Annotated in this window: 11 protein-coding genes and 2 pseudogenes; 6 read left to right on the plus strand and 7 right to left on the minus strand. The window is 58.4% G+C overall.

Translation table 11 applies throughout. The annotated features are described in order from the left end of the window. Positions 1–7: 7 nt before the first annotated feature. The 3 genes and pseudogenes from JZX87_RS29760 to JZX87_RS29770 form a co-directional block, all read right to left on the minus strand. A pseudogene (locus JZX87_RS29760) lies at positions 8–940 on the minus strand (thiamine pyrophosphate-dependent enzyme); the annotation flags it as partial. 183 nt (positions 941–1,123) lie between these two features. Then, entirely contained in the window at positions 1,124–1,714 is a 591-nt protein-coding gene (locus JZX87_RS29765; protein WP_148148762.1) for a hypothetical protein, read from the minus strand. A gap of 397 nt (positions 1,715–2,111) precedes the next feature. Further along, complete coding sequence (locus tag JZX87_RS29770; RefSeq protein ID WP_148148775.1) at positions 2,112–2,675, minus strand: DUF1349 domain-containing protein; 564 nt, start codon at positions 2,673–2,675, stop codon at positions 2,112–2,114. 500 nt (positions 2,676–3,175) lie between these two features. Between JZX87_RS29770 and JZX87_RS29775 the strand changes: the two are divergent. The 3 genes and pseudogenes from JZX87_RS29775 to JZX87_RS29785 all read left to right on the plus strand — a co-directional run bounded on the left by JZX87_RS29775 (position 3,176) and on the right by JZX87_RS29785 (position 6,782). Next, positions 3,176–4,326 (plus strand): annotated as a pseudogene (locus JZX87_RS29775) (tyrosine-type recombinase/integrase). A 47-nt stretch (positions 4,327–4,373) separates the two neighbouring features. After that, positions 4,374–5,537 carry an ATP-binding protein gene (locus JZX87_RS29780; RefSeq protein ID WP_206829465.1) on the plus strand — a complete coding sequence of 388 codons (1,164 nt, stop codon included), beginning with the start codon at positions 4,374–4,376 and terminating at the stop codon, positions 5,535–5,537. Positions 5,538–5,648: 111 nt separating this feature from the next. Further along, a complete protein-coding gene (locus tag JZX87_RS29785) occupies positions 5,649–6,782 on the plus strand; it encodes a site-specific integrase (protein ID WP_206829466.1) in 1,134 nt (377 codons plus the stop codon). A 95-nt stretch (positions 6,783–6,877) separates the two neighbouring features. Here the strand turns inward: JZX87_RS29785 and JZX87_RS29790 are convergent, their stop codons facing one another. Then, complete coding sequence (locus tag JZX87_RS29790) at positions 6,878–8,041, minus strand: S41 family peptidase (protein ID WP_206829467.1); 1,164 nt, start codon at positions 8,039–8,041, stop codon at positions 6,878–6,880. A gap of 798 nt (positions 8,042–8,839) precedes the next feature. Here JZX87_RS29790 and JZX87_RS29795 point away from each other — a divergent pair. Further along, positions 8,840–9,229, plus strand: a complete 390-nt coding sequence (locus JZX87_RS29795) for a cupin domain-containing protein (protein ID WP_206829468.1) — start codon at positions 8,840–8,842, stop codon at positions 9,227–9,229. A gap of 47 nt (positions 9,230–9,276) precedes the next feature. Here the strand turns inward: JZX87_RS29795 and JZX87_RS29800 are convergent, their stop codons facing one another. The 3 genes from JZX87_RS29800 to JZX87_RS29810 form a co-directional block, all read right to left on the minus strand. After that, positions 9,277–9,681, minus strand: coding sequence for a RidA family protein (locus JZX87_RS29800; RefSeq protein ID WP_206829469.1), 405 nt, complete (start codon positions 9,679–9,681; stop codon positions 9,277–9,279). A gap of 513 nt (positions 9,682–10,194) precedes the next feature. Further along, positions 10,195–10,443 carry a DUF2934 domain-containing protein gene (locus JZX87_RS29805; RefSeq protein ID WP_148148749.1) on the minus strand — a complete coding sequence of 83 codons (249 nt, stop codon included), beginning with the start codon at positions 10,441–10,443 and terminating at the stop codon, positions 10,195–10,197. Positions 10,444–10,460: 17 nt separating this feature from the next. Next, the gene (locus JZX87_RS29810; protein ID WP_148148748.1) at positions 10,461–10,754 is read right to left on the minus strand and encodes a hypothetical protein; all 294 of its coding nucleotides are present in this window, start codon (positions 10,752–10,754) and stop codon (positions 10,461–10,463) included. Between the two features lie 198 nt (positions 10,755–10,952). Between JZX87_RS29810 and budC the strand changes: the two genes are divergently transcribed. Beyond that, entirely contained in the window at positions 10,953–11,714 is a 762-nt protein-coding gene (gene budC / locus JZX87_RS29815; RefSeq protein WP_148148747.1) for a meso-2,3-butanediol dehydrogenase, read from the plus strand. Between the two features lie 660 nt (positions 11,715–12,374). Then, positions 12,375–12,568 (plus strand): hypothetical protein (locus JZX87_RS29820; RefSeq protein ID WP_502711352.1); only part of this gene is annotated, 194 nt, incomplete at its 3' end.

Raw genomic sequence — 12,568 nt, forward strand, 5'->3', positions numbered from 1 at the left:
GGTAGGATTACTGAGCCGCCTCGACGACCGGCAGCCTCGCTGACAACTCTTTGACCAGCACGCGCTCGTTCTCGGAATAGTCGATTGGAACTTCGACGAGATGCACGCCGCCCATCTCGAACGCGTCGTTCAGGGTCGATTTCAGATCCTAGATGTGCTCGACACGCGTGCCCTTTGCGCCTTAAGCCTCGGCGTATTTGACGAAATCGGGGTTTCCGAACGTCATCCCGAAATCGGTGAACCGATCGATCGCCTGTTTCCAGCGGATCATACCGTAGGCATCGTCCTTGATCAGGAGGATGACGAGGTTCAGCCGCAAACGCACGGCGGTCTCAAGCTCCCGGCTGTTCATCATGAAGCCGCCATCCCCACAGACCGCCATGACGCGCCGCGTCGGGTAAAGCATGGAAGCCATCATCGCTGAAGGGAGCCCGGCTCCCATCGTCGCCAAGGCATTGTCGAGAAGCAGTGTATTCGCGACATGGGTCCGGTAGTTGCGCGCGAACCACATTTTGTACATGCCATTGTCCAGGGCAAGGATCCCGTCGGTCGGCATAACGGCGCGGACGTCGTGGACGATCCGTTGCGGCGTGAAGCGGGCTTCAAGCTCCCGGTCGGCGATGCGCGCGAGGATCCCTTGCCTGAGATAGATCAGCGCTTTTGCGTTTGGAAGCCTGCCCTCAAGCCGGTCCGCCAGGAGCTTGAGGGTGGGCCCGAGATCCCCGATCACCTCGGCCTGAGGGAAATAGACCTGCTCGACAGTGGCCGGCTGGTACCCGACATGAACGGCCTTCGCTCCGTTGCCATTCATCATGAAGGGAGGCTTTTCGATCGTGTCGTGTCCGATCGTGATGATGAGATCGGCCCGTTCGACGGCCTCGTGGACATAGTCCCGCTCGGAAAGAGCGGCAGTACCCAGATAGAGGTCCACGCCGCCTGGGCGAAAATTCCACTGAAGGCGCTCCAAGCTCGGATTGCTGAGCTGGATCAAGCCAGAGTTGCACTCAAGCGCCTCGTGGGCGAGTGCGCGTCCGGAAGGACCGGGCCATGTCCGATCCTGTCATCCTTCGGCGTCTGAACAAAGCAGTTCGCCGAGGCGTGCTAGCCATCAACTATATCGCCCTCACGGTCCCGGATCGGTGGAATGAGCAAACGATCTCTCAACGGTCTCATCGCCAAGAGTTGCTTCAAAAGGCTGCGCCAGCTCTTCGCCCCCTTTTTGAAGCGCTTCGTCACGCGACGTAGCGGCTGGCCAGATTGCAATATCGATGATGTCCGGATCGACTGGGACGCTCTCATCCCTGCTGCCGTGAAATTCCATCCAGTTGATCTGGATCATGCAGTCAACGCTGTCCACGAGGAAAATAGGGCCGCATGGCAACGGATCGGGCAGCGAGGGGCTGGATATCGCGAACGACTTCGATGGAAACGAGGCTTGGGTTTGTTCTATGCGCGTCCACAGATTGCCGCTCATTGGCTCGGTGACCGGATGCTCCGGTTCGCTGTCATAGATTGCGATCCTGATATGTTGTTGAAGGCAGGACTGGGTGTAGACAACCAAACCACTGGGCATCACGGATAGGCTGCGCGTCTCCATCTCGGAAGTGATCTCGCCTGGTGGCGTGAACCCATCCTCAGCTCGGTCGACCAAGTAGAACTGGCCGTAGTCGGACTGCCAGGCGAAAGTCGCGCATCCTCGCAGCGATGATGACACGGTCTTGCTCCTATTTGACTAGCGTGAATGCCCGCCCAGTTATCCGAGGGGACGTTTCTGTATATGCGATGATAGCAGGCAGCGTCCATCAGGCGATTGTCAAAGGCGAGCCCTCGAGTGGTCGCTTCCGTGTCCTGCGTCCCGACGGGTCAGCCTTGTCGCTGGTGTCGTTCGGTCGCTGCCTCCGTGACGATATCGGCGTTCCCACCTTTTACACAGAGGCTGTCATGGCAGCTTCGTCGCCTCAGGTCGCCGAAGGGAACGATGGTTTGGAGGCACATTGACGTGCGGCGCTGGCGTTGGCGCAAGAAAGAGGCAACGAGCTCGCCATCCGCTATTTGTCCTCTGCTATCAATGTCGTCGCCTCGACGTCCCATAAGGCCTGACGGGAAAAAGGCTAGGCCGACAAGTCGTGTAGATCTGTGGTGATTGCGTCGCCCAAAGAGAATTCGGAGAACTGCACCTTCAGACCAGCACGTTCCGGCGTGCAGGCCATAGGTCCCACCATGTACTTCTCACCGCTCGGAAAAGCCGCTAGCCGCAGCAGAGGCCAGGTGCGGCCATCCGAACTCGCCTGGATTCTTGCGGCACCCTCCCTAAGAGTGATCCGGATGGTGAAATCTTCGAGATCGTCGAACGGCTGAGACACCGACCAGTCGGATGCACCGTTCGTTACCACGGTGGAGAGGAAGCGTTCGCCATCCGTGAATTCGACGCCAGTCTTGATCCAGCGATCTGCATCGATGCGCAACATAAGCCCAGCCTGGTCATAGAGCGACCGGAATTCACCTTGCACCCGCACTCTTGCCGTAAAGTCTCCGGTCGCAGGGATGCCGAGCATATGTCCGCTGTCCCGGTTGAAGCCATAATGCGTTTTCCGCCAGAAGTCCGTATTCTTGTCGGTTGTCATGGTGAGGGTGCTTGGAGACGCCTTCCAAACCGCTGGCTCGTTCAACCACATGCCGTATTCGAGATTTTTGTTCACTTCATCCCCTTCATTTGATCACCCACGTCAGCGCCCAGGAAATTCCTGACCTCAGATCAGATCTTTTCGCGTGTGAGCGAGATCGATCCTGGAGTTGTAGCCATGCTTTTGCGGTAGATGGAACAGTGGACCATGAGAAAAGGCGACTTGCCCTCCGCTGGACATCCAGCGGCCGGCCGTAGGCGCGCTCTGCCTTCAGACTAAAAGATCCTGTCCCTTCTAATTCCTAAGGTGCCCACGATTATCATCCACGTTGCCGAGGGACGAGTGAAAATGACGGTCTGGTCTAGTAAGTACAACCCAGCGCAATCTGAATATTCATTGCATTTGCTGCGTGGGCACTGGGTTAAACAATGCTGCAACTCCCATGATAAGTAATGCTTATCGATGGTAGTTGATCTGGAGTCGCAAATCACTGAAAATCGCTGCTAAACGCCGGTCATCAAGGCCGCATGAATCCGTCTTTTGGAGCGCCCATGACCAGGAAATCGTTGGACGCCGTCGAGCGCCGCGCCGAAGAACTCGACACCATCGCCGCCGTCCTGCCGCTCGAGCGCCGCGACGAGCTCGCTGAGCTGTTGACCGATAAGGACGTCGAAACGCTGCGCCATCTCGTCAACCAGGGAATGGGCGACAATACGCTGAGAGAGCTGACCTCCGACCTCGCCTATCTTGAAGCCTGGGGCCTGGCTGCCACCGGACAGTCCCTGCCCTGGCCGGCGCCCGAGGCGCTGCTGCTAAAGTTCGTCGCCCACCATCTGTGGGACCCGGAGAAGCGTGCGTCTGATCCTCATCACGGCATGCCCGATGGTGTCGACGAAAACCTTCGCCGCCAGGGTTTCCTGAAATCCACCGGTCCGCACGCGCCCGCCACGGTGCGGCGCCGGCTGGCCAGCTGGTCGACATTGAGTAAGTGGCGCGGTCTCAACGGCGCTTTTGCCTCCCCTGCCCTCAAACAGGCGATCCGGTTGGCTGTTCGTGCCGTTCCCCGGACGCGCCGTCGTAAAAGCGCAAAGGCGGTCACAGGCGATATCCTTCAAAAGCTGCTGGTGACCTGCGCGGATAACAGCCTGCGCGACATTCGCGATCGGGCGATACTTATGGTAGCATTCGCCGCGGGTGGTCGTCGACGCAGCGAGATTGCCGGCCTTCGTGTCGAGCAATTGACAATTGAGCAGCCGATCGAGGTGGAAGACGGCCCTCCCCTCCCCTCCCCTCTCTCGCCATTCATCTCGGCCGGACGAAAACAACCACGGGCGAACAAGATGAGATCGTCTACCTGACGGGCCAGCCGGTGGAGGCGCTCAATGCCTGGATGGCAGCCGCAGCTATTGAAAAGGGCAGCGTGTTTCGGGGGATTGGCAAGTGGAATACCGTTTCGAAGCGGGCGCTCGACCCGCAGTCGATCAATGCCATTCTCAAGCAGCGAGCCAAAATGGCCGGGCTGGAGCCAAGGGAGTTCTCCGCGCACGGGTTGCGGTCAGGGTATTTGACCGAGGCGGCAAACCGGGGCATCCCGCTCCCAGAGGCGATGGAGCAATCACGCCATCGATCCGTGCAGCAGGCTTCGAGCTACTATAACAACGCTGTACGGCGAAGCGGTCGAGCAACCCGATTCCTAACATAATTGATTTTTTCCTTGCAATTGCGGAATACAACTCCATAAATGCAAGGATGATTGAACGAAGAATTGAAACCGAACTCCGACATCTGGTAGACGAAAGTCCTGCTGTCGCACTGTTGGGGCCCCGCCAGGTCGGCAAAACAACGCTAGCAATCAATATTGGCGAAAACCGGCCCTCGATTTATCTCGATCTGGAGTCGGAGGCGGATCGGGCCAAACTAGCGGAACCAGAACTCTATCTTGCAAGCCATGATGACAAGCTGGTCATCCTTGACGAAGTTCATCGTCTGCCAAACGTGTTCCAGATTCTGCGGGGCTTGATCGATCGCCATCGCCGTGCCGGACGGCGCACTGGCCAGTTTCTGTTGCTTGGCTCGGCTTCGATCGACCTCCTCAAACAATCCGGAGAAACATTGGCTGGCCGCATTGCCTATCTTGAAATGCAGCCCGTCGACGGGCTCGAAGTGCCGGAAGACGCGCTCGAGAGGCTTTGGCTGCGGGGGGGATTTCCCGACAGTTTCCTCGCTTCCAGCGACCGTGCAAGTATGCGCTGGCGACAGGATTTCATTCGCACCTATCTCGAACGCGATATCCCGCTTCTCGGGCCGCGCATTCCCGCCGAGACGTTGAGGCGGTTCTGGACCATGCTGGCACATCACCAGTCTGGTCTTCTCAACGCAGCCGAACTCGCCCGTTCGCTGGGGGTAGATGGCAAGACCGTCGCTTCTTACCTCGATCTTCTTGTCGACCTGCTACTGGTGCGTCGTCTCGAACCCTGGCATGCCAATGTCGGCAAGCGGTTGGTCAAATCACCCAAAGTCTATGTCAGGGACAGCGGCATCGCCCATGCGCTGCTTGGGCTTGGAAGCGCTGAACAATTACTTGGTCATCCAATTGTCGGCTCCAGTTGGGAGGGCTTCGTGATCGAAACACTGATCGCGTCCTCGCCAGATGGCACAATGGCCAACTTCTACCGTACAGCGGCCGGAGCCGAAATCGATCTCCTGCTAACCCCTCCAGGCGAAAAGCCCTGGGCGATAGAGATCAAGCGAAGCCTTACCCCGAAACTCGAAAAGGGGTTTTATCTTGCCTGCGAGGATTTGCAGCCGCAAAACCGGATCGTTATCTATCCCGGTCAAGAGTCCTTCCCTCTTGCAAACGGTGTGACGGTAATGTCCCTCTCTGCCGCAGGTCGCCTATTGCTTGACCGATAGCCAAATATTCGATGATGGGTACAGTGTGCAGGCCAGCTTAATTCCTCGGCACTGTTTCCTCTAAACGTCTGATAACGTTGACTTATCGGACGTATTTCTCATTATAAAGAAATGGCCCAAATCATCGAGCAAAACACCGAAATCCACGTCGAGGACACCTCAACGCCGTTTCTCAGCACGGGGGCCGGCCATGATCTTTCCGCGCCGCAGGTCCTGGGGCAAAGCCCCCTCCCCTCCCCCGCCGGCAACAATCATCCACCAGACCATCTCGTCAGCCTCGCCGATCGGGCTCGGACCTACGTCGAAGCCGCCAGCTCCGCCAACACGCGCAAAGCCTATGCCGCGGACTGGAAGCACTTTTCTGCCTGGTGCCGCCGGTCCGGCCTCACCCCCCTCCCCCCACATCCACAAACCGTCGGGCTTTACATCACCGCCTGCGCGTCGGGTGCGGCCGAACGGGGGATCAAGGCGAATTCAGTCTCAACTATCGAAAGGCGTCTTTCGTCGCTGTCGTGGAACTATGCCCAGCGCGGATTGACCCTCGATCGCAAGGATCGCCATATCGCCACGGTACTGTCCGGCATTCGCAAAACTCATGCCCGGCCGCCGGTGCAGAAAGAGGCGGTGCTGGCCGAAGATATCATCGCCATGATCGAAACGCTCGATCGCGGCACGCTCCGGGGCCTGCGGGATCGGGCCATGCTGCTGATCGGTTATGCGGGCGGTCTTCGGCGGTCAGAGATCGTTGGTCTCGATCTCAAAGCCGACCAGACCGAGGACGGTCGCGGCTGGATCGAAATATTCGATCAGGGCATGCTCGTCACTCTGCGGGGCAAGACCGGATGGCGGGAGGTCGAGGTCGGCCGAGGTTCCTCCGACGCCACGTGCCCAGTCGCGGCCGTCGAGACCTGGATCAAGTTCGCCAGAGTGGCGCATGGCCCCCTCTTCCGCCGCGTCACAGGACAGGGCAAGGCGGTTGGATCCGAACGATTGAATGACAAGGAGGTAGCCCGGCTTGTGAAACGATCGGCGATCGCTGCCGGCGTTCGCGGCGATCTCAGTGAGATCGAGCGGGCTTTCAGGTTTTCCGGCCACTCATTGCGCGCCGGCCTCGCCTCCTCTGCCGAAATCGACGAACGCTACGTTCAAAAGCAGCTTGGCCATGTATCGGCGGAGATGACGCGCCGATATCAGCGGCGGCGTGATCGCTTCCGGATAAACCTAACCAAAGCTGCTGGTCTATAGCGGCGGCCATCAGCGCGGGTCGCAAAATTACCTATTTCGCGAAGTTACGCAAAATCGAAACTAAAAGCGGGAGTTTTGCGACAATGAGGTACTCGTCAGCGCTCTTCTCGGACCATCGCGAGCGCAGCTGCGAGGGTCATGTCGCGGCCAGCGGCCAGATCGGCGCCGGTCGGCGTGGCGACCATGTCGGGCATAAGCAATCCGGCCGGCACCATCTCGCGAGAAATCTCCGGTGGCGTCAGAACGGGGTCGGCCTTTCCTTCGGCCCAATCGTGCCAGCCGTCCGAATAGCGGATCGATAGGCCGGACCGCGGCAATACCTCGGTGCCGCCCTCGGCGTGAAAGGCCGCCGCGTCCCCCATCTCCTCGCCGACGAGACGACCACCCGCGTGGAACTTTAGCAGCGCCGCGGCGACGAGCGCCGCCGAGAAGGTGAACTTGTCGACCAACACCGCGAGCGCCGCCTCGGGAGCGATCTTCGGTAGGTCGCGCGCGAAGGTGGCGGCGCCGAAGAAGTCGCCTCCCGGGTTGCCGCGCAGATCGACCACGAGACGGCGGGCACCCCGGATTTCTGTTGCGATGGCCGTCAGTTGTGCCACGGTTTCCGGAGGTGGCGCGGCACTGAGATCGCCGATCCGGACATAGGAGACTTGCCCAGCAAGCTGACGGAGGAAGGTCCCGCGTCTTGCCTCGCCGACTTCGGCGATCCCTTGGTGGGCGATCAACTGGTCTGCAACTCCGCGCTCTGCCACAGGATAGAGCGCCTCCGCTGGAACCGTGTCGGAAGTGGCAAGCTCAACCAGATCTCCGCCGACGGTCACAAGGCGGTAAACCGGGGTCGGCACGCCGGTTACCAGCGCGACAGCGGGCGGCCAGGCCAGCATGAATCCGGCCAGCGCCCGCGCCCTCTGATCTGTACCAGCAAGGTAGGGGCGCAGCCTAGCGAAGATTTCCGCGACCGAAATGCCATTCACCGCGAGAAGCTGAGCGCCCGCTTCCGGTCCCTCGACGAGGCACGGCCCGTTTGCCAGCCACACTAAGCGCACCGGCGCCACCTGGACTGCAGCATTCGCGATGGCTCGGCTGTGGCCATTCCGGCCGAGCGCCAGCGTTCTCATCGCTTCTAGCCGGAAATCGTCTATCGTGTCGGCTTGAGCAAGACGCGCCTCGGCGGCATCGAGGACGGTCGCGGCGACACCTTGAAACGCGGTGTCCTTCGCGGCAATTTGTCGGATACGGAAGGCTTCGTAATCGAGCATGCCGACTTTTAGCAATCGTGGGGGGAGCTTTCCACCTCTTTGGCCCGATACCAAACCGATTATGCCTGCTGATGGCGCGAGCCGGAAGTCGACTCTCGGCCTGAAACGGTCATGCAGCTATAGACCCGTGCATTCATTTTAGCGACCATGTGGCCCACACGGCGGACTGCTGCCAAATTGCGCATACCATTGTAAGGCCTTTTTGAGCGATATGATTTCAGTTCGCGAGAGTTTTGCGACCTCAGAGGAGCGACTTGCCTCAGGAACACCACTGCATTCTCTGAAGTATGCTTTCATCACCGTCCCGTTGACGAAGACAACTTTGTTAAGATCGACGCAGTTCGTAGGTCCAGAGGAAACGACTTTCCCCTCATCGTCACAGCTTTGCGTGTAGTGGTATCGAGCTGCATAAGTTGACAGCGATTGTAACGCAGCGTCTTGGGTGAACATGCAGCAGAAGGCATACGCGATGCTCGCAATTACCGCGAAGAGCGTGGCCAGTCGTAGCATACCCTGACCCAAGGTGGGGCTAACTTCTTCGCTTTGCATCAATGAACTCTAGGAAGACAATCAGTAAAACAATCTCACAATTGTGGCCGTGCCAGATATTGAACGCAACATTCTCACAGTCCTTGTGGCATTTCACCGACGCTCTGTCATGGCCGCAATTGGCGCGTAGCGGAAGACCGCAATCGGGGCCAACGCGGGCTCTCGATTAACGACGTAGTCTTTCTCCATCCGTTGTGGTACGCGAGCTTCGTTGCCACGCCTGTTTCTCATCCCAATGGAATTCTATTGATGAAGTGCTTGCGCATCTACGCCTCGCCGGATGGCGAATCTCATTTTGATGAAATCGATTTGCCGACGACTAAGCGATCAGTTCATCCTGATGCTGTTGCTTTTGATGTTACAGCCAGCTACCTAGCCTCTCGCGTCCGCATCACTCATATCCCGGCCGGAATGCGAGAAGTTACATGGCATAAGGTTCCGGAGCCCGTACTTACGGTAAGGCTTGATGGATCAGTAAAATACGAGACAAGTGACGGCGAGGTTCGCCATGTTTCGGCAGGCAGCTTCGTGCTGGTCGAAGACACGCATGGCAAAGGTCATCTGTCGCGACACTCCCCGGAAGCTCAGACCGTCATCTGGATTTCATTGCCCGACGGGCTTGAACTGCCACCTCCGTAATATCCGCACTTGGCGCGAAGCAGAAGTCGGCATCCGGCCCGAAACGGTCATTCAGGTCGGCTAGTGTCGATGGAAGCCACCACTTTGATCTCGACGACCGCACCTATCCGGCGCAATCCTGCGACCTCAACCGCAGTCCATGCAGGGAAGGGTTCCGACACATATTCGGAGCGCACGTCGCAGAACCTGTCGAAGTGATCACGCAAGCCGATATGGTAGCTCGTCATCTCCACGACAGAGCCGAAGTCTAATCCGGCCTCTCGAAGAACAGCATCAATTTTTTCGAACGCCTGCCGGAACTGTTCTTCCAGGTCCACCGGTATCGTCCCGTCTGGCCTGCTTCCAGTCATGCCCGTCACATAGACATGGTCGCCAGAGACGATCCCCGGCGAAAGCTTGATCTTGTCAGCCGTAGTCCGTGCCCCCCCTGGAAAAAGTGCTCTACGTGCCATGTTCCCTCACTCACATCGGTGAAGAGAGAGAATGTCAGAGCGGTCCCTGATACGTCAACGGCCACTATTGGCGCAAAGGATGTCAGGGCGGTAGGTACTGGCTCCAACAGGTCATTGGGACACAGCGAGAATAAACAAGTAAACTAGAACGAACCAGCCTAGACCGAGCAATGCCAGGTGCTTGCGCGGAACATCGTGAAACGACTTGTATCGTGACACAACGAACCAAACGAGACCGCACCCGACAAGAACGAAAAGATAGGGTAAGGCTTCGGCAAGTCCGCCCACCATAACAAGCCTCCGTAAAACGAAATTGGCATCACGCTTTCCGTGATAGCTTCCGATGTTTGTGTGAGTGCCGCATACCTTGTGGTGCACGAAAAGTCGATGCCGTAGAGCGTCGCGGATGGGCTGGTTGTAAAAGTGTAGTTTTTCGACTACATCCGGTATGATGATCGAGATTAGGCGTGCGGCGCTGGATCAACGACCGGATGTCAGCGAGGGACCGCTAGTTTAGCCAGCGCCCTGATCGTTTTCCGAATTCAAGTCCTGAGGCTTGATACCATCATCCGTCTGCTCGTTGGATGAGCCCGCGGACGACCCGACACCGCCACCATGGTCCGCCGACCAGGTTTGTGGAAGGCCAGTGTTCTTGAGCGCTTCGCTCGCCTCCCGCCAATGGCGTTCTTGCTGGCCCTCGGGCCGCCCCTCTGCCTCCCAGCGCGCGTAAGCGTCTTCACGAATTCTATCTTCGTCTGACATCTGAGGTCCTCCTGAACTCATAGGAAACGGCGGTTGACTTCGTTGCTGATCATCGGGATCGCGACGGCGGTGGCAGTAGGCAGCTTGAGCGCCCGGATCAACTGTCCTAATGCGAAAGTGACGGCGATCGTCGCGGCAATCCTGAGCCAAGCGTGCTCTTTCTCAGGCGTGAACTCGACATCGGACTGGCTATGAATAGCAACCAGCTTCTCCTTGAGATCGGCGACCTCAGCGCGCAGTCGGCGTACCTCCTCGAGGGCGGCGTTCTCTCCCATCGGCGGGCTGGTCTGTTGAGCGGGGGGTGGGTTCATTGCGTTTCTCTCCTGCCTTCTGGAAAGGCCCAACGCTCAAGCCTCCGAAAAGATGCAGGTGATCTTCGGGTTCTGACGACGGCCGCCTTCATCTGTCCTGAAGTCCCGGAACCATCACACTTGGAACATACCTCGCGGTCGACCCGTTCAATGCCCCGGGAGAATGGGAGGGCAAATGCAATCCAAGGAGAAATTTCCATGCAGCGTTTCGTGGACAAGGTCGTCGTCGTAACTGGGGCTGGCTCGGGCATCGGCAAGGCGACCGCCGAGCGCTTCTTGAACGAAGGCGCGAAGGTCGCTCTGGTCGGCCGCACGAAGTCCAAGCTGGAAGACGTAGCGAAGCCGTATCCTGAAAGCCAAGTTCTCGTGATTGAAGCCGACGTATCAAACGAAGAGGATGTCAATCAGCTCGTCCTCGCGGCGTTAGAGAAGTTTGGCCGCCTGGACGTGCTGGTCAACAACGCTGGTGTGGTTACCCAAGGTGATGTCGGATCGTTGTCGACGGACGATTGGCGCAAGGTCATGGCCACCGATCTCGACGGCGTTTTCTACGCCTCTCGGGCGGCCATCCCGCATCTCAAGACATCCAAAGGCTCCATCATCCACGTGGGTTCAGTATCTGGAACTGGCGGCGACTGGGGAATGGCCGCTTACAATGCGGCCAAGGGTGCGGTCACCAACCTGACCAGGGCGATGGCAATGGATCACGGCAAAGATGGCATCAGGGTGAACGCCGTTTGCCCGAGCTTCACGAAGACCGGGATGACGGAAGACATGGTAGACGATCGGAAGCTCATCGACAAATTCAATGAGCGATTTGCGCTTGAAGGTCCTGGGAAGCCCGAGGATGTCGCAGCCGTCATCGCCTTTCTGGCAAGTGAAGATGCCCGGTTTGTAACCGGGGTAAATCTTCCGGTGGATGGTGGGATGTCTGCCTCGAATGGCCAGCCCCCACAATAAGGAGAAACCGAATGCCTGGGACGTTCAGCACCATCTAAATTGTTGCCTTCGACCTTGACGATCGCAAGCGGGCCGTCCGGGTATTCGAGCCTCGAGTAGCTACCAACGAAGTACGGGCGATCGAGGAAGCCGAAGACCTGGCGCGCCAGCACGCAGGTGTCGTTGTTTGGCGACGGGACGGCGATCCAGTCGATGGCGAGGAAAATCGTGGTTTTCAGCGTGGGCAGGATCGGAGTGTTCGATTGAGCCTCTAAGCAGCACCGCGAACTCATTCCCGAAACTCTGCCTTCTACTCGCGTTGCAAGCTGCAAGACGCTGATGCCGGAAAAATTGCGCTTTCGACGAAGCAAATATTTTCTGGCTACCCCACAACCAACGGTGGGTCGCACCACTTAACCAGTCGCAGCGGCCTAACCTAGATTGCCGCTGTGCAGCGGGCAGCGGCTCCTCTAGCGGACGACCGGAACAATCGATGTCGCCGAGCTGTTTAGCCTATGTGCCGCTGCACCTCCCGTAGATCTCACTTCATAGACGACTGAAAGAGCGGCGAACCAACGCTTTCATGCTGCCGTTGGATGTAAGCGCGTCAACCGCAGCACCGCGTTGCCTTTGTCCCCAGCACCCTGTTGGGGCCGCTCTCACCGACAAGGAAGCCGGAATATGACTGACGGCAAAACATTCTCGCTCAGCGCCAATGGAGACAGCTGGTCGCTCGAGACCGATCCATCGACAGGTCAGGCGATCGTTCTTCACACAGCGAACGCATCGTCTGGCGGTCATGAAACCAGGAGCACCATAGATCGGTTTCTTGAGGTGAGCGTCGGCAAGCCCGAGCACGACTCGCTCCTGCAGAT

This window comes from Agrobacterium sp. Ap1, from assembly GCF_017313375.1.
Classification (GTDB): domain Bacteria; phylum Pseudomonadota; class Alphaproteobacteria; order Rhizobiales; family Rhizobiaceae; genus Neorhizobium; species Neorhizobium cellulosilyticum.